The sequence below is a fragment of the Thermoflexibacter ruber genome (assembly GCF_900113045.1).
In the GTDB taxonomy this organism is placed as follows: domain Bacteria; phylum Bacteroidota; class Bacteroidia; order Cytophagales; family Thermoflexibacteraceae; genus Thermoflexibacter; species Thermoflexibacter ruber.
Window position 1 is genome coordinate 22,705 of record NZ_FONY01000013.1, and the last position, 17,997, is coordinate 40,701.

Annotated in this window: 10 protein-coding genes; 6 read left to right on the top strand and 4 right to left on the bottom strand. The window is 37.5% G+C overall.

Going from position 1 to position 17,997, the window contains the following annotated elements; genetic code table 11:
- The first annotated feature begins 141 nt into the window (after positions 1-141).
- The 3 genes from hisIE (at position 142) to BM141_RS08595 (ending at position 5,375) form a co-directional block, all read left to right on the top strand.
- Positions 142-741 (top strand): bifunctional phosphoribosyl-AMP cyclohydrolase/phosphoribosyl-ATP diphosphatase HisIE, encoded by a 600-nt coding sequence (gene hisIE / locus BM141_RS08585; RefSeq protein WP_091544162.1) that lies wholly within the window; start codon positions 142-144, stop codon positions 739-741.
- A gap of 353 nt (positions 742-1,094) precedes the next feature.
- Positions 1,095-3,062, top strand: coding sequence for a sialate O-acetylesterase (locus BM141_RS08590; RefSeq protein WP_091543948.1), 1,968 nt, complete (start codon positions 1,095-1,097; stop codon positions 3,060-3,062).
- A gap of 186 nt (positions 3,063-3,248) precedes the next feature.
- Complete coding sequence (locus BM141_RS08595; protein WP_091543949.1) at positions 3,249-5,375, top strand: SEL1-like repeat protein; 2,127 nt, start codon at positions 3,249-3,251, stop codon at positions 5,373-5,375.
- 267 nt (positions 5,376-5,642) lie between these two features.
- On the opposite strand, the gene mfd is transcribed toward BM141_RS08595, so the two are convergent.
- From mfd to BM141_RS08610, 3 genes are all read right to left on the bottom strand, one after another.
- Positions 5,643-9,017 (bottom strand): transcription-repair coupling factor, encoded by a 3,375-nt coding sequence (gene mfd, locus BM141_RS08600; protein WP_091543951.1) that lies wholly within the window; start codon positions 9,015-9,017, stop codon positions 5,643-5,645.
- A 132-nt stretch (positions 9,018-9,149) separates the two neighbouring features.
- Positions 9,150-11,627, bottom strand: a complete 2,478-nt coding sequence (locus tag BM141_RS08605) for a YfhO family protein (protein ID WP_091543954.1) — start codon at positions 11,625-11,627, stop codon at positions 9,150-9,152.
- Between the two features lie 84 nt (positions 11,628-11,711).
- Positions 11,712-12,185, bottom strand: a complete 474-nt coding sequence (locus tag BM141_RS08610) for a DUF4293 domain-containing protein (RefSeq protein WP_091543957.1) — start codon at positions 12,183-12,185, stop codon at positions 11,712-11,714.
- A 285-nt stretch (positions 12,186-12,470) separates the two neighbouring features.
- On the opposite strand from BM141_RS08610, the gene BM141_RS08615 reads away from it, so the two are divergent.
- Positions 12,471-13,601 (top strand): TerC/Alx family metal homeostasis membrane protein, encoded by a 1,131-nt coding sequence (locus BM141_RS08615; RefSeq protein WP_091543965.1) that lies wholly within the window; start codon positions 12,471-12,473, stop codon positions 13,599-13,601.
- 501 nt (positions 13,602-14,102) lie between these two features.
- Here BM141_RS08615 and BM141_RS08620 read toward each other — a convergent pair.
- A complete protein-coding gene (locus tag BM141_RS08620) occupies positions 14,103-14,894 on the bottom strand; it encodes an undecaprenyl-diphosphate phosphatase (protein ID WP_091543969.1) in 792 nt (263 codons plus the stop codon).
- A gap of 178 nt (positions 14,895-15,072) precedes the next feature.
- On the opposite strand from BM141_RS08620, the gene BM141_RS08625 reads away from it, so the two are divergent.
- Positions 15,073-16,416, top strand: a complete 1,344-nt coding sequence (locus BM141_RS08625; RefSeq protein ID WP_091543972.1) for a glucose-6-phosphate isomerase — start codon at positions 15,073-15,075, stop codon at positions 16,414-16,416.
- 281 nt (positions 16,417-16,697) lie between these two features.
- Positions 16,698-17,885 carry a phosphoglycerate kinase gene (locus BM141_RS08630; protein WP_091543988.1) on the top strand — a complete coding sequence of 396 codons (1,188 nt, stop codon included), beginning with the start codon at positions 16,698-16,700 and terminating at the stop codon, positions 17,883-17,885.
- Positions 17,886-17,997 lie beyond the last annotated feature (112 nt).

The following is a 17,997-nucleotide window of genomic DNA, read 5'->3' on the forward strand; positions in this document are numbered from 1 at the left end:
ATTCATTATCTAACTATAACCTCATCAGCTACAACTAACTGATTTACAATTTTTTTCGCAAAGAAATCTAAAAGTTTCAGCAATATAGAATATTTTTATCTAAAATTGTGATAATTTTAAAAAATATATTACTTGAAAGAAATGAATAATTTATTAAATTTTGAAAAGGCATCAGGACTTATGCCAGCCATCATTCAAGATGCCGCCACAAACAAAGTCCTTATGCTTGGTTATATGAATCAGGAGGCTTTTGAGAAAACCCAAAAAGAACAGATAGTTACCTTTTATAGCCGTTCTAAGCAAAGACTTTGGACAAAAGGCGAAACCTCAGGTAATTTTTTGAAAGTAAAGGAAATACTATTAGACTGCGACGGAGATACCTTGCTCATCAAGGTCAAGCCCACTGGAGTAGTTTGTCATACGGGTAGCGATACTTGCTTTAATGAAGTAAATCAAGGTAAAATTGCTTTCTTACAACACTTGCAAGAGGTGATTCGCGAAAGAAAATTACAACCTTCCGAAAATTCTTACACGAGCAAACTCTTTGGCAAAGGAATTAACAAGATTGCTCAAAAAGTGGGAGAGGAAGCTGTAGAGTTGGTTATAGAAGCGAAAGATGAAAATATGAACCTGTTTAACAACGAAGCGGCAGATTTGCTATTTCATTTCTTAGTACTTTTAGAAGCTAAAGGTAGTAGCTTAGATGAGGTAATTGATGTTTTGCAGGAAAGGCACAAATGAGGAGTTATTAATTAAAGGTTTACTTACTTATAAGCAATATGTTCATTAAATAACTTTTTCATGTAATAATAGTAGAACACGGATTTTACAGATTAGACAGATTTGCTCCGAAAAGTTACTTAAAAATCCGTGTTTTGTCAGTAAAATCAGTATTATCTGTGTTCTATACAATAGTCAGTAACTAATTTAGATGAATTAACCAACTAAGACGGGAAAAGTAGTCTGTTGATAATCAAGCAGTAAAATTCCACAACGAGTCATTAGTAAAAATATAAAAAATCAGATAATTAAAAAATATTCAATCATCAAGATATTTTCACTATTCTCTAACAACAAACTAAATAATGGTAATTATGAAAAAAATAACTATTTATCTTACTTTATTACTTTTTTGGTCAGATAATCAATCGTTTGCTAAGATTATCATGCCCAAGATTTTTGCTGATGGCATGGTTTTGCAGCGAGATATTCCCGTGCCTATCTGGGGGTGGGCTGATGCTAATGAAAAAATTACAGTTACTTTTTTGGGCAAACGCTACACTACTAAGGCAGACAATAATGGAAAATGGACACTCAAATTAGCTGAGATGAAGGCGGGGGGAGCATTTGAGATGACGATACAAGGTAAAGAAAAAGAAGCGATTACGATTAAAAATATCATGATAGGCGAAGTATGGATAGCAAGTGGACAGTCCAATATGGAATGGAAAATAGACTGGCTACCTTACAAAAATACAGAACCTTCCTTAGCTAATTTCTCTCAAATCAGAATGTTTACCGTTCCCAGAGAGTTAAGTGCCAAACCTGAAAAAGACATTACAGGCGGTACATGGCAAGAAGCCGTAGGAAATAATGTAAAAGATTTTTCTGCGGTGGCTTACTTTTTTGCCAAAGAATTATATAAGCATTATAAAATACCTATTGGAATCATCAATACGAGCTGGGGAGGAACTATCGCCGAAACATGGATAAGTGCAGGCGCAGCAAAGCAAATCCCTGATTTTAAGGCAGTAGTAGAAGATTTAGAGAGGACGCCTGATGCTATAGAAAAAGCAAAAAGAGAAGCAGAGGAAGCGAGAAAAAGGTTTGAGGAAATGGTGAATGTAAAAGAAATAGGTTTGGTAGAGAAATGGTGGCAAAACGACTTAAATACAAGTGATTGGAAAGAAATGAAACTCCCTACACTCTGGGAAAGTGCAGGTTTACCTAATTTAGATGGGGTAGTCTGGTTTAGAAAAGAAATAGAAATTCCTGAAAAGTATCTTGGTAAAGATTTAGTACTAAGTTTAGGAGCAGTAGATGATAGTGATGAAACCTACTTCAACGGCGAAAAAATAGGACAAACCATGCAAAAATATGCTGAGGCAAGAGTGTATAAAATTCCTGCTAATAAATTGAAAAACGGTAAAAATACACTTACTATCAGAGTAATAGACACAGGGGGTGGTGGAGGTATTTATGGTAAGTCAGAGGAAATGTTTGTAGGTTTGGGGACAGAAAGAATAGTTGAGTTAGCAGGAAATTGGAAGTACAAAGTAGGTTTAGGAGAAAACATTAGCCTGCCTCAAAGTTTCGGACCCAATAGCCGTCCTACTTTGCTTTACAATGCAATGATTTATCCGCTTGTACCTTATGCTATTCGCGGGGCGATTTGGTATCAAGGCGAGAGCAATGCTGGAAGGGCTTACCAATATCGCACCGTATTCCCAGCCCTTATTCAAGACTGGCGTAACCAGTGGAAACAAGGAGATTTTCCCTTCTTGTTTGTGCAGTTAGCTAATTTTATGAAGTTTGAGGACGAGCCAAAAGAAAGTGATTGGGCTGAGCTAAGAGAAGCACAAACCATGACGCTATCTTTACCCAATACAGGCATGGCTGTCATCACAGACATAGGAGAAGCCAATGACATACACCCTAAAAATAAGCACGATGTAGGGAAAAGATTAGCCTTAGCCGCTAAAAAAGTTGCCTATAAAGAGGACATTATCTATAGCAGCCCTATGTACGAATCTATGCAGGTCAATGGTAATAAAATCGTGATTAGTTTTAAAAACATAGGTTCAGGACTTATGGTCAAAGACCGCTACGGTTACATCAAGGGCTTTGCAATAGCAGGAGAAGATAAAAAATTTTATTGGGCAAAAGCCTATTTTGACGGAAATAAAGTCATTGTAGAAAATGAAAGTATAAACAAACCCGTTGCAGTCCGCTATGCTTGGGCAAACAATCCCGAAGATGCTAACTTATTCAGCAAAGAAGGATTACCCGTCTGTCCCTTCCGCACCGATGACTGGCAAGGTATTACCTACGGCAGAAAATAATTATCTTTTTTCACAAATCGTATCGTATTTTTTATTCTTCCTAAACCGTTTTTTGGCTTATGTTTTTATCGCAAAAGACGGTTTTATTCATTATTAAACCTTACCTTTAATCAAATTTTGTCTTATTTTTGCTTAGAATTAGTACTGTTCAGAATCTATATGTATCTTTTCCCAATACCTATTTATATGAAAGCCAATATCTTGCTTCTATTATTTACCCTTTTAATTAGTCTGAATGTTGTTGCTCAAAAGAAGGGAAAGCCCGATTTGAAACCCTACAAAGACGAAATGAAGCGTGCCAAAAAAGGCGATGTGCAAGCCATGATGAAGATTGCAGATGTATGCAAGGCAGAAATGATGCAGCATGACGAAATCAAAGACTATAAAAAAGCAGTAGAATGGTACATCAAAGTTGCTAACCAAAACAGCAACACTGACCTACAAACTTTGGCAAAATTTCGCCTTTTCCAACTGTACGTGTCAGGAGGATATGGCATAGGGCAGGATATTAATTTAGCTAAGAATTACTTAGAGCAGGTGCTTTCGCAAACAGACTTGCGCATGATTTATGATGACAAGCCCAATTTGGATTTGAAAAACTTTTTTGAAAACTACCTCAAAGCCCAAGAAAGTGGCAATGACCCTAAAATTATAGAGGCAAAAATATATGTAGCACGTTGCTATTTTGAGTACGAAATTAGCCATACTATTGCTTTACAGTGGCTTGCCAAAGTGATAGTAGAAGGAGAAAATCCAGATGCCAGCTTTTTAGAGGAGAAATGGCGCACTTTGTTTTCTGTTTATCGCTACTCGGGGGAAAAGGAAATGACCAAAAACCGCCTTTTTGACTTGTTGGAAAAATACGTACAAAAAAATAGTCTTTTAGCGAAAGTAGAACGCTTGGCAGAATCAGGAAAGACCTCTTTGGCAAATTATAAATATACCGCACAAGCCGCTAATCAATTAGTGGAAACAATCAATACAAGTACTCTTACGCCAGAGATGCGATTGAAAATCTACTACTGGTTGCAAAAGCACGAAAAAGGAATTCCTCATTACGTTACCTTGCGAAAGGTAGCTATTGGAGCGGGTAACTTAGATTCGCTGACTACTAACTTTGCCAAAGATGCTATTGAGGAGTTTAGGACATTTCACTCGAAAATTCAGACCTTCGAGGGCTTCATGCTTGCTTGTAACGAGTATCCTTCGCTCAAAGGTTTAGTAAACACCAACATAGACTTATATAAGGTTCATTTTGAAGGGAATGTGCAGCCCCTGATTGCTCTTTACAAAGAACTACAAAAACCTGAAATTAAAGAATTGGCAGGAGAAATCTTATATACTAAGTACAACAAAGAGTTTATGAACAAAGTAACCCAAGTGATAGATGCAGCAGAAACCCCTCGCAAATTGCTTGATATTCAGAAGGAAATAGACGCTAACGCTTGGCTAAAAGCAGAATATACCTTACAACAGCAAAAAATAGCTAAACGCTTAGAGAGCATGGGTATAGACAGTACTAACAAAGAATTTCTTTACGAAATGGCAACTATCGAGGAAACCAAATTCCGCACTTTTGAGCAGGGAAGATATTTTTTGAGCAGTTTAGAAAAAAAGTACAATGATATGCCTAATAACAGAACCAAAAAGAAAACCAATACACCGACCCCACCAACTAACATTCCCAATCGAGAAGAAATGAAAGCACGTCTTATCTCTCTGACTCGCAATAAAATCATTACTGATGTCGTAGGGGAAAATCCTAACCGAGAGCAGATTCAAAGACACCGACAAACTTTGTTAGAAACTTGGCTACAGCCAGAGGGAATGAGCAAGTATTTTTACTATACTTCTGACAGCAAGTTTTGGTTCTCTGGTGAGATAAAACGACATAATGTGCTTTATTTCTATGAAGTAGTCAAAGTTACAGGGACAGATACTTATACGCTTATTATTAAGTCAGTAGTAAATAATAACTCTTATTTGGCTTATAGTAGTACTTTGAAAGCCAACTTAGATGCTAAAAATGAAGTAATTACAGTAAGTATCTATTATGCCCGCTACAAAGGCTACCAGTGGCTCAGAAATGAGGGAGATGCCTTGAGAGTGATTTACGAAAAAAATGCACCTACCATTACTTGCCAACCTATAGGGGCAGTGAGCCAATTTGAAGATAAAAATCATGGATACAGTGCTGATTTCCCATTTAAAAAACTCAATGTTAGAGAGTTTTCTGAAAAAGCGGCAATCAAAACTGCCGTCCAATGCTTTATTTTGCAGTACAATCGTGCCTTGTTAAACAATTATAATTAGATAGATTTTATATAAGTAATTCGACAATTTTAATCATTCTTTTTATTTAACCTTGTAGAGGTTCTCGCTTTGTAAAATTATATTATGCCAAAGCATTGCATAGTCTTGTAGAAGCGACACAAATATTTGTTAGTAAATTAGTTACGTTTCTATGAAACTCAAAAAGCATTCATGCTATCTTACCTGTTACAAAGCGCAAGTCCTTATAGGACTGACAAATACAAGGATTTTTATTTTTGTCGAATTACTTAAATCGTACAAAACCTATCATTGAATCTCCCTCAATAAGTTCATCGCCCTTTCTATGCTTTTTACCTCCTCAATAATGAGAGTTGCTCCCTTGTTTGTTTCTTTTAACTTACAGATTTTGTTATGTTTTTGCACAAAAGCCAAAACCCTACCAAAAATTTCTGATTGGAAATAGAGGTCGTTTTGAGCAAAGTAACCCTTTAGGGTCTGGTTTTTCAAAACCAATTTCTCCAAGCCTATTTTCTTTGCCAACCAACGCAGTTTCACCGTTTTCAAGAGGTCTTCTACCTGCTCCGGCAATTTCCCAAAGCGGTCAGTCAGCATCTTTTTAAATTTTTCCATCTCTTCCTCATTTTCCAACTTATCTGCTTGTGTATAAAGCTGTAGGCGTTCGGAAATATTGGTAACGTAGCTATCAGGAATCAAAATTTCCAAGTCAGTTTCTATGGCACAGTCCTTCACAAAATCCTCTTTTTTTACTGCATTGACCACATTTTCTAACTCATTCTCAAAGAGGCTTTTAAACTCATTTTCTTTCAAATCTTGAATTGCTTCGTCCAAAATTTGATGATACATTTCAAAGCCCAAATCGCTGATGAATCCACTTTGCTCTGCCCCTAACAAATCTCCCGCTCCTCTGATGTCCAAGTCCCGCATGGAGATTCGGAAGCCATCACCTACCTCTGAAAACTCCTCTAAGGCACTCAAACGCTTACGAGAATCAGCAGTAAGTCCTTGTAACATAGGTGTTAGCAGATAGCAAAATGCCTTGCGATTGGAGCGACCTACCCGCCCTCGCATTTGGTGCAAATCTGCTAAGCCAAAGTGATGGGCATTATTAATGATAATCGTATTGGCATTAGGAATATCTAAACCTGACTCAATGATGTTGGTTGAAATGAGTATATCGTACTCTCCATCTATGAATTTGAGCATGGTTTTTTCTAACAAAGCCCCGTCCATTTGCCCATGTGCTATGCAAATCTTGGCATCAGGAACAAGCCGTAGAACGATATTGGCAATAGAATCTATGTCAGCCACTCGATTATGCACAAAGAAAACTTGCCCTCCTCGTTCCAACTCATAGCGAATAGCATCTCTAATCAACTCATCACTAAAAGTATGAATTTCCGTGCTTACAGGCTGGCGATTGGGTGGAGGGGTAGCGATAATCGACAAATCTCTTGCGCCCATAAGCGAGAAGTGCAAGGTGCGAGGGATTGGTGTAGCTGTCAAAGTCAAGGAATCTACATTCACTTTATGATGTTTGAGTTTTTCCTTTACTTTTACTCCAAACTTCTGCTCTTCGTCTATAATCATCAAGCCCAAATCCTTGAATACTACATCATCATTCACGATTCTATGCGTACCTATCAAAATATCTATTTTCCCTTCTTTTAAGTCTTTGAGAACCTGATTGATTTCTTTGGTTGTTCTAAAACGATTGATGTAGTCGACTTTGCAAGGTAAATCTTTTAAACGTTCTTTAAAAGTCTTGAAATGTTGTATCGCCAGAATCGTTGTAGGAACAAGCACAGCCACTTGCTTAGAATCACATACTGCTTTGAATGCGGCACGAATCGCTACTTCTGTTTTTCCGAAGCCCACATCGCCACATACTAATCTGTCCATAGGGTAGGGCTTTTCCATGTCCGTCTTTACCTCTGCTGTCGCTTTGGCTTGGTCAGGTGTGTCTTCGTAAAGAAAAGAGGATTCTAATTCTGCTTGTAAGTAATTGTCTTTGCTAAAAGCAAAACCTTTTGCCTCTCTGCGTTTGGCATATAAGCTAATCAGTTCTCTGGCAATATCTTGTACTTTCTTGCGAACTGCTTTTTTCTTGTTGTCCCATTCCTGCGAGCCTAATTTGTTCAGCGAAGGCACTGTTCCTTCTTTGCCCGTAAACTTAGCGATTTTGTGCAAGGAGTGGATATTGATATAAAGCAAGTCATCATCTCTGAAAACTAAGCGAATAGACTCCTGCATTTTCCCGTTGACTTCTACTTTTTCCAAACCAGCAAAACGCGCAATCCCATGGTCGACGTGGGTTACGAAATCTCCAATCTGCAAGCTACGCAACTCCTTCAAAGTCATCGCCTTAGACTTACTATAATTTTCCTTAGACTTGTAGCGGTGGAAGCGTTCAAAGAGTTGGTGGTCGGTATAGGCACAGAGATTCAGGTTTTTGTCAGAGAAGCCCTCTCTTAGCGAAGTCAAAACTTGTTCAAAATGGATATTGGGGTTAGTTTCCTCGAAAATAAAACTCAGCCTTTGCAACTGTTTTGCCGAATCAGAAAAAATAATTGCCTGATAACCATTGATTTGCATCTCGTCCAAATGCTCTCCAATTTTGTTAAAATCCTTGTGGAAAGAAGGCTGGGGCTTGGCTTCGAAGGAGAAAGTCTGCCCCACCCCAACCCCTGAGATAAACTTCTTTCCAAACTCTATCTGCACAAACTCACTTGCCAAAGTTGTAAAACTGTCTGCGGTTTCAAATAGGTCTTCGGGTTTAGAAATGAGTTGGATATTACCACCTGAAAGGGTAGTTTCAAATGCCTCCGTTGCCTTTTCAAAATATTTTTGGATAATCTCTTTGGTCAAGCCTAAGTCTTTGAACCACAGAAGCGTAGAAGGAGTAATGAATTTGAAAAATGATTCTCTGACCTCATAAAAAAGTTTTGCCCCTACATTAGGGATAATAATGATGTGTTCTAATACTTCTTCTGAAAGTTGGGAAATAGGGTCAAAAGTTCTGATGCTTTCTATCTCATTTCCAAAGAGTTCCAAGCGATACGGTTTTTCATTGGAATAGGAAAAAATGTCTATAATCCCTCCTCTAATCGCAAACTGTCCCGCTTCATACACAAAGTCAGTGCGCTCAAACTCATAGCTTTGCAAGACTTCTCCTAAAAACTCTAAGTCTAAACTATCTCCTACTTTCAAAGGATAAGTATTTTCCACCAAAGACTTTTTATTAATTACTTTCTCGGTCAATGCTTCTGGATAGCTCACTATCAAATCGCCTTTGCTACTGCCCAGCACGCGATTTTGATTGATACGACTTAGTACTTCTGCTCTCTGCAAGACATTGGCATTTTCAGTTTCCTCAAACTGGTAGGGACGTTTGTAAGAAGTGGGGAAAAACAAAATTTCCTTGTTGGGCAATAAGTTTTGCAAATCATTGGCAAAATAATAGGCTTCTTCCTTGTCGTGCAAGACAAAGATATGCGAAAAAGCAGGTTGGAGCAGGTACAAGGCACTTGCGACTACTGCATCTAAACTACCTACTAAGCCCTTTAATTTCAGGTGTTTATACTTTTCGCCTTTGAGTGTTTCGGCGATAGACTGCACTATTGTATCCTGAGTATATTTTTTTACAAAATCCTCGACTTTCATAAACCAATAAAGGGCTTATTCGCCGTTTTCTGACAAATAAGCCTGTTTAAAATTAAAACAAAGGCAAAGATAGTCTTGTTTTAAGAAAAAGAATAAGAAGATAGATAGAATAAATTTTGAGGATAGATAGTTTCATTTCCCTTTCCAGAAGGTAAAACCTAACGCTCCTACGCTCAGTAAAAGTACCAATACACAGCTAATCATCGTAATAGTACTTCCTGTTTCGTAGGCTTTGGAATGGAAGGTAAATGCTATTTTGTGCTTGCCTTGTGGCACTTCCATACCTCTTAAAATATAATTCACTCTTACAAATTTGGCAGGCTGCCCGTCTATAGTTGCTGTCCAACCTTCAGGATAATAGATTTCTGAAAATACAGCAAAGGATTCATTATCAGCAGTATATTCGTATTCCAAGCGGTTGGGTTGGTAAGCAGTCATTTTGATTTCCCCGACGGTAGCAAATTGTTTTTTGCTTACTTGGAACTTGCTAATGTCTATCACAGCCACGCTATCGGGTCGTAAGGTATCTAAGGCTTTCATCTCCTCGTCTGCATTTTTTACCTCTAAAATATTAGAAACAAACCAAGCGTTGCCGTAAGCATTCGGATTTCTAAGCACCCCATTTTCACTTTCATTTGCCTTAATATATCGGGTATTCAACATATTGATTATCCTATAATTAGCGAATTGTGGTCTGCCTTTTTGCAAATCTCCTATCATCATTTGCATTTCTTTGCTGAGTTGTCGCTCTATCAGGTCTTGGTAGCGGCGCAATTTGGCGGCAATGTATCCCCCAAGAGATTTGTGAAAGTAAGAAGTCTGGGCATCACTAAAAGGATTGTTCAGGTTCAATACTCTATAACTCAAATCCTTGTCTTTCAGTATTTTCTCATCGGCAGGCGTAGGCTGATGTACACTTGTTCTTCTACTTTTGCTAAAATCGCTTTCGCTTAGGTATCTTTTCCCTACTGTCCATAAGTCCACAGTTATCAGCAAGCCAATGATTAAGGTAGTGATTTGTAAAGAAATTTTCTTTTTGAGGAAAAAATAAATCGCTACTACTGACAAAGTAATAAAAAAGAAAGTTCGCAAGGCATCATTTCTTAGCATCATTGCTCTATCTTCTAATACTGCATCTCGCAATCCACCTAACTGCTCATCGGTAGGGCTTGACATATCCAAACTCCCCGCCACAAGCCATAGTAACAAAGCCAAGCCTCCCGTTGCGCCAAAGGCAATAAGTATTTTTTTGAAAATCATATTAAAATCTTGCTGATTCTGCCCTACTTCTATCAGGTTTTTTAATCCTAAAATTCCTACAATAACCATGAGCATTACAGCCAATGACAGAGCCATAGACACAGAGCGAAACTTGTTGAATCCGGGGAAATAGTCAAACATGGTATAGTTAAACCACTCCAAATTGCGTCCCCAAGAAATCATCATCATCATTACTACCCCAGCTAACAGCCAATACCGATAGCGGTCTTCTATGAGCAACAAACCTAAAATGAACAAGAAACATACGACAGCCCCAGCGTAAACAGGTGCTCCTGTGAAAGGTTGGTCGCCCCAATACATAAAAGGAGCGCGTTCAATGTATTGCTTAAATTCCTCAGGAGATAACTGACCTTGCTGTACTGCGTTTTGTAGGATTTGGTATGTTTCAAATTTTTTACTTAGTTTTTCATTACTTGAGCCTCCGTACAGATTGGGAATCAGCAAAGTAAGCGTTTCAAACTTGCCTTGGCTCCAGTTATAGGCATAGTCCCTATCCAAACCGTCTCCTGTGCCCTGTGCCTCAGCATCAAGCGGAGTAAGCTCAGCAGGACCTCTTTGAGAATACTTGCCATACTCCAGTGTGGTCAGAATCCTTCCTGCACTTGTCCCTACGGCTAAACTCGCTCCGACTATGAGCAAGGCAGTAGCTTTGGCAAAATCAGGAAGAGTTTTGTTTTTAAAAGCAAAAACCAACTCGCTAACCCCATAAAAAACGGCAATAAATGCCAAGTAATAAGTAATTTGTAAGTGATTGGCTCTAAGTTCTAAAGCAAGGGCTAAGGTAAAAAGCGCGAAACCCTGCCAAATTTTTTCTTTCTGAAAAGCTAAATACATTCCTGCCAAGACCAAAGGAGCATAAGCGATTGCCCAAGATTTGGTCATGTGTCCGACTTCTATAATGATAAGATTGTACGTACTGAGTCCAAAAGCTACCGCCCCAATAGCGGCAATCCAAGGTCTTACACCAAAGCACGCAAGGGCAAAAAAAGTGGTAATCAGGGTAAGTAAGAGTTGGTGTGCATTTTTATCTCTGAAAAATATCCCTTTGAAAGTCCAATCTATCATTGCCAAAGCGAGGTCAGGATAGTCGGCATGAATCAGATAAATCGGCATACCACCAAACATCGTCCCTGTCCATAGGGTCTTTTCTTCATGAGTTTTGTTAAAATCATTTGCCTCTTTTGATGCTCCTTCATACTGTACAATATCGCTCTGAAACAATGATTTACCATCAAAAAACTCAGGTTTGAAATAAATAATAGTAACTGCATAAAACAATACAATGCAAAGTATATACGGAAGTAGGGCATTCAGACTTAACTTTTTCATGAATATAGCATTTGGCGTTTTTATATTTTTAAGGGAACTTTTGAAGGCAAATCTATGATTTTTATTTCTTTGAAAACTTATTTTCTACCTAATTCTATCTACCGATTTGACTAATTTTTCATCTCTACGGATAAAGCGGTTTGCTAAGGAGTTCATAATCACTGCCACTGCAGGCATGAAGTATCCTAAGCCAAAGTTTCCCTGCGCAGGTTGCTTGAGCAAAGCCTCCCCTTTGACAGAAAAATATACAAAACAACCTAATATACCTATTAGTATCAGTATATTAAGCATGTTGTAAATCATCTGCCTCATACGATTTTTGTAGGTTAAAATAGAAATGAAGGCAAAACCTATACTTGCAAAAGCTAAAATAGCTATATAAATAGTAGTATGCTGTGCAACAACTACGTCTTTTTGCTTGTGAATCAGGCTCATAGGAGAAAGATAAACAATTTCATTGGTTTGTGTGTTCTCCTTTGTCCAGATGGGAGAGAACAACATCACCACCATTGCCACTATGCTAAGTAATAAAAATACAGTTTGAATTCTTTGAATCATACGAGTAAAAATTAATTTGGTCGTGCAAAATTAAAAATCATAATGGAATTTTAACTAATAGTAAAAAATTTGGGTTTATTTTTGCGAAATATGTTTTCATAAAAAGTTGGCGGCTTGTACTACCCCAAAATTTTATTTTTACAAATGCCAACAGTACACGGTTAATTTACGTTTAAAAGTTATGCTCAATATTTTTGTGAATAATAAGGTTCGTAATAAGAAATTAACTGATGTATTTTAATTATGATTACTTAGTGATTGTTGATGCACCTTTTTACATTTTAAATGTTACCTAACGAAATATTGTTTTTTGTTGCTTTTACCACTTTCATTCTTACAGTCCTCCTGTTAGACCTTGGAGTTTTTTCGAGAAAAAATCATATTGTTGGCTTCAAAGAGGCAGCAGCATGGAGTGCAGTATGGGTGATGTTTGCCCTCGTTTTTTATGTTATCTTAAATTTTTATGGAGAGAAGATTCACGGCATTACAAAAATGGAAGAGTTAGCCGCCGTAGTGAATCGATACGACCCGGGAGAGGTGGATATGTCTTCTGAGAATTTTGATGTGGCTATTCAGTTGTATAGAAACAATCTCGCTATAGAATTTATCACTGGTTATTTATTAGAGTATTCTCTTTCGGTAGATAATATCTTTGTTATTATTCTTATTTTTTCCTCTTTCGGTGTAAGGGAAAAGTATTACAAAAAAGTACTTTTTTGGGGGGTATTAGGGGCTATCCTTATGCGTTTTACTTTTATATTTGTAGGTTCTGCACTTATTTATAAGTTTAATTGGATTTTATATCTATTTGGGGCATTTCTCATTTTCACAGGAATTAAGATGTTTCTCAACAGAGATGACGAAGACGAGAAGATAGAAGTAGATAAGCACCCAGTAGTAAAAATAGTGTCCAAATATTTTCCTCTTTATCCTCGCTTTGTAAGAGAACGCTTTTTTGTTAGGAAAAATAATCAGTGGTTTTTAACTCCTTTATTTTTAGTTGTTTTAATTGTAGAGTTTACTGATTTGATTTTTGCGGTGGATTCCGTTCCTGCCGTATTTGCTGTAACCCAAGACCCTTATATAGTGTTTTTTTCCAATATTTTTGCTATCATGGGCTTGCGTTCTATGTTTTTCTTCCTATCCAATATTCTCCACTTTTTTCATTACTTAAAAGTTGGCTTATCTTTCTTGATGGTATTCATTGGCTTTAAAATGCTGGCTCACAAGTGGCTAAAAAGCATAGGCTTTGAAACGGTCTATTCGCTGTATATTATTTTGTTTATTTTATCTGTAAGTATTATTGCCTCGCTTATCTTCCCCCCGAGTAAGAAAGAAAAATCTGTATTAAATGGTCAGGACTACTCTTTGGCAAAGAAGAAAGCCAAAGAAAGTGTTACTGAGAAAACTCCGTAAGAATTTTTCTAATTAAGTCTTACACTGTTTTGGCTATGTAGAAAGCCTCCTCTTTTATTTAAACTATCCTATTTTTGTTTTATCAAAGGTGCTTTTTACTCTTGTAAAAAGATGTTTTTACTCTTTTAAAAGTATAATTTTAAGCAAATATGATTTTTTTATGAAATTTTATTATTTTTTTTAGTTAAAATTTTGTGTATTTCATTAACGTTTCTTACATTTGTAATGTAAAAATCGCTGTTTCACCAAAGATAAATAACTGACTTATGATTACTGCTAAGAGAAGTACTCAGACTACAAGTGATAAAAGTAAAGTTGCGTTGATTGTTGTTGTTGCTCTGATAGCACTCATCAACATCGTCAATGCTATATCCATAATCTTTGAATAAGGTTTCCTTGGGGAAAGTAATCTGAAAATAAGAAACACTTTTTAATTAAAAGTCAATTCAAGAAAGTGTTTTTTATTTTTTAGAAATAAGGCATTGGTGAATACTTCTGTTTTTATGAAAATGCGATAGCCAATATCCCTATTAAAAAACAATAGGCGGCAAAATAGATAAGTTTACCCCTTTTCACGATCTCTATCATCCATTTGCAAGCAATAAGCCCTGAAATAAAAGCGGCAAAAAAGCCCGCAATAAGTACTATACTGCTCAAATCTTGGTTTTCTGAGGCTTGCTCAAAATAATCCTTCATTTCTAAAATAGTTGCTCCCACTATTGGCAATAAAACCATTAGAAAAGAAAAGCGTGCCGCTTGAGGTCTGCCAGTTCCTACCAAAATTGCTGTACTAATAGTAGCCCCAGAGCGAGAAATACCAGGAAGGATAGCTACCGCTTGTGCAATGCCGATGGCGATTGCCCTGCCAAAAGTAACCTCACCTCCTTGCTTATGCCTTAAAAAATGAGTAAGCAATAGCAAGACTCCAGTCAAGCAAAGCATAAAACCTACTGAAACAATGTTTCCCTCAAAGAACTGTGCTACCTCACTCTTAAAAAATACGCCCACTACCCCAACGGGAATCATAGAAACTATGATTTTAGCCGCAAATTGGGTAGATTCATTCCATTCAAACTTAAATATATCCTTGATAATCTGCCAAATATCTTGATAAAAAACGACTACTGTACTCAACATTGTTGCGGCGTGAACAATGACTGAAAAAAGCAAATCATCGCTAATTTTTACACCTAATAATGCCTTCCCCAATTCCAAATGCCCGCTACTACTCACTGGCAGGAACTCAGTTAAACCTTGAACGATACCTAAAATAATTGATTCTATGATACTCATTATGTTTTTGATTTTTTATGAAGGCAAAACTATAAATAAAACGTTTTACTTTATCGGTTTAAAATGAAGTTTTAGTGAATTTCTTCTAATTTCAGCTTAAAATGGCATAAGATAGATATAGAGAAAATAAAAAATTTTGTAAGTTGCACCCGTTTCTCACTGAAATCACTAAACTAATATGGAAGCTATACGAATTGACATCTCAAAAACACTCAACTTTCTCTCTCAAAGTGAAATTGAAACTTATCAATCTTCTGTCAGTAAATCTCGCCAAGCCTTAGCACAGAAAACAGGGGCAGGAAACGATTTTTTAGGCTGGTTAGATTTGCCTAATCAGATAGACAGTGCCTATTTGGAAGAAATCAAGCAGACTGCACACCATCTCAAATCTATTTCTGAGGTAGTGGTGGTAGTAGGTATTGGGGGGTCTTACTTAGGGGCAAAAGCAGTTATTGATGCCCTTTCTCATCATTTTTCTCACTTGAAAATAGGTGGACAAACGCCTTTGGTGCTTTATGCAGGGCAAAATATCTGTGCGGACTACCATGCAGATTTGTTGGAAATAGTCAATGAGCGTGAATATTCCGTAGTGGTCATCTCCAAATCAGGGACTACCACCGAGCCAGCCATTGCTTTTCGCTTACTCAAACAAAACTTAGAGGAGCGATATGGCAAAGAGGGAGCAAAGGAACGCATCGTAGCCATTACTGACCCGCAAGGTGGGGCATTGAGGAAAATGGCAACAAACGAAGGATATAAAACTTTTTCCATTCCTCCTGATGTAGGTGGGCGTTATTCAGTACTTACTCCCGTGGGGCTATTGCCCATTGCGATTGCAGGTTTTGACATTGAGCAGTTGGTTACAGGCGCGAAAGACATGAAAAGACTTTCAGAAAGTACCCCTACTTTGCAAGAAAACCCTGTTTCCTTGTATGCAGTGGTTCGCAATATTTTATACAAAAAAGGGAAAAAAACAGAAATTTTGGTGAACTATCACCCACGTTTACAATACTTTGCTGAGTGGTGGAAACAACTCTACGGGGAAAGCGAAGGCAAAGATGGCAAGGGAATTTTTCCTGCAAGCGTGAACTTTACCTCTGACCTGCACTCTATGGGACAGTGGATTCAGGATGGCGAACGCACTATTTTTGAAACGATACTTTCTGTGAAAAACACAAAAAAACGCATAGATATTCCTTATGACAGTACTAACTTAGACAAAATGAACTACTTAGTAGGGAAAAGTTTACAAGAAGTAAATAAACAAGCAGAATTAGGAACTCTGCTCGCACACGTAGAGGGGGGCGTACCGAATGTATTGATAGAAATTCCTGTGATTAATGAATATTACATCGGACAACTGATTTATTTCTTTGAAAAAGCCTGTGCCATAAGTGGTTACATCTTAGAAGTCAATCCTTTTGACCAACCGGGCGTAGAGGCATACAAAAACAATATGTTTGCTTTGTTGGGCAAAGAAGGGTATGAAAAATTGGCAGAAGAACTCAAAGCAAAATTGTAATATTTCCTAACAGTGGTATAATAGGGTGTTACTATCTGATTTTCAATAGACTACTTTTAATGCCTTAGATTGTTCTAAATTGTTACTGACTATTTTATAGAACACAGATAATAATGATTTTACGGATAAAAAACAGAGTTTTGGTTAGTTCATCAGTGAAAATCTGCCTAATCTGTAAAACCTGTGTTCCAAAATTATTATCAAAAAAATCATCTATTTAACTCATTGAATATAAACAAGTAAAAAATCTAAGATAAAAATCAACAAACTAAAATCTAATCATGAAATACTTAAACGAATTTAATTTTAAAGGCAAAAAAGCCCTTATTCGCGTAGATTTCAACGTGCCTTTGGATAAGGAATACAATATTACTGACGATAACCGCATTCAAGCGGCCTTGCCTACTATTAAAAAAATCTTGGCAGACGGCGGTTCAGCTATCCTCATGTCGCACTTGGGCAGACCCAAAGGAGGCTATGAGGAGAAGTTTTCTCTCAAACACTTGGTCAAGCACCTTAGTAACCTACTCGGCATAGAGGTCAAATTTGCCGATGATTGCATAGGGGCGAGTGCGGTAGCCTTAGCCAAAGATTTGAAAGCTGGCGAGGTCTTGCTGTTGGAAAACTTACGCTTTTACAAAGAAGAAGAAAAAGGCGATGAGGAATTTTCTAAAAAATTAGCCGCTTTGGGTGATGTCTATGTAAACGATGCCTTTGGCACTGCTCACCGAGCACATGGCTCTACGACCATTGTTGCCAAATTTTTTGCAGACAAGATTTGTGGCTACCTCATGCAAGCTGAAGTAGAAAATGGCAATAAGGTTATGAGCAATCCTCAAAAACCATTTACGGCTATCATGGGCGGGGCAAAGATTTCTGATAAAATCCTCATCATTGAAAACCTATTGGACAAAGTGGATAATCTCATCATCGGCGGGGGCATGGCTTATACCTTTATGAAAGCGGCAGGTGGACAAATCGGCAAGTCTTTGGTAGAAGAAGACCGCTTAGAGCTGGCAAATGAACTGGTGCAAAAAGCTAAAGAAAAAGGCGTAAAACTGCTTTTGCCTGTGGATTCTATCATTGCTGACAATTTTGCCAATGATGCCAACAGCAAAGAAGCCAAAAGCATGGAAATTCCAGAAGGCTGGATGGGCTTAGACATTGGTACGGAAGCCATAAAAGAATATAGCCAAGTCATAGAAAACTCTAAAACTATCCTTTGGAACGGTCCTATGGGCGTTTTTGAGATGCCTAATTTTGCCAAAGGCACGATAGAAGTTGCCAAAGCTGTAGTAAAAGCGACGGAAAATGGAGGGTTTTCTCTCATAGGAGGGGGCGATTCTGCCGCCGCAGTCAATCAATTAGGTTTTGCTAACGATGTTTCTTATGTTTCTACAGGAGGCGGTGCGTTGTTAGAACTCATGGAAGGAAAAATACTACCAGGGGTAGCAGCATTGGAAAATTAAGTAATTAGTTCAATAATTCTAAAGATTCTTCTGCCCTAATCATAAATCTTTCCTTACAAGGGAAAGATTTATGATTATCAATACTTTAACCTTCTTTCCAGAAGGGACGCAA

Excerpts from the sequence above, each read along its gene's own strand:
- hisIE (WP_091544162.1), top strand. The coding sequence starts at position 142 with ATGAATAATTTATTAAATTTTGAAAAGGCATCAGGACTTATGCCAGCC.
- BM141_RS08590 (WP_091543948.1), top strand. The coding sequence starts at position 1,095 with ATGAAAAAAATAACTATTTATCTTACTTTATTACTTTTTTGGTCAGAT.
- BM141_RS08595 (WP_091543949.1), top strand. The coding sequence starts at position 3,249 with ATGAAAGCCAATATCTTGCTTCTATTATTTACCCTTTTAATTAGTCTG.
- mfd (WP_091543951.1), bottom strand. The coding sequence starts at position 9,017 with ATGAAAGTCGAGGATTTTGTAAAAAAATATACTCAGGATACAATAGTG.
- BM141_RS08605 (WP_091543954.1), bottom strand. The coding sequence starts at position 11,627 with ATGAAAAAGTTAAGTCTGAATGCCCTACTTCCGTATATACTTTGCATT.
- BM141_RS08610 (WP_091543957.1), bottom strand. The coding sequence starts at position 12,185 with ATGATTCAAAGAATTCAAACTGTATTTTTATTACTTAGCATAGTGGCA.
- BM141_RS08615 (WP_091543965.1), top strand. The coding sequence starts at position 12,471 with ATGTTACCTAACGAAATATTGTTTTTTGTTGCTTTTACCACTTTCATT.
- BM141_RS08620 (WP_091543969.1), bottom strand. The coding sequence starts at position 14,894 with ATGAGTATCATAGAATCAATTATTTTAGGTATCGTTCAAGGTTTAACT.
- BM141_RS08625 (WP_091543972.1), top strand. The coding sequence starts at position 15,073 with ATGGAAGCTATACGAATTGACATCTCAAAAACACTCAACTTTCTCTCT.
- BM141_RS08630 (WP_091543988.1), top strand. The coding sequence starts at position 16,698 with ATGAAATACTTAAACGAATTTAATTTTAAAGGCAAAAAAGCCCTTATT.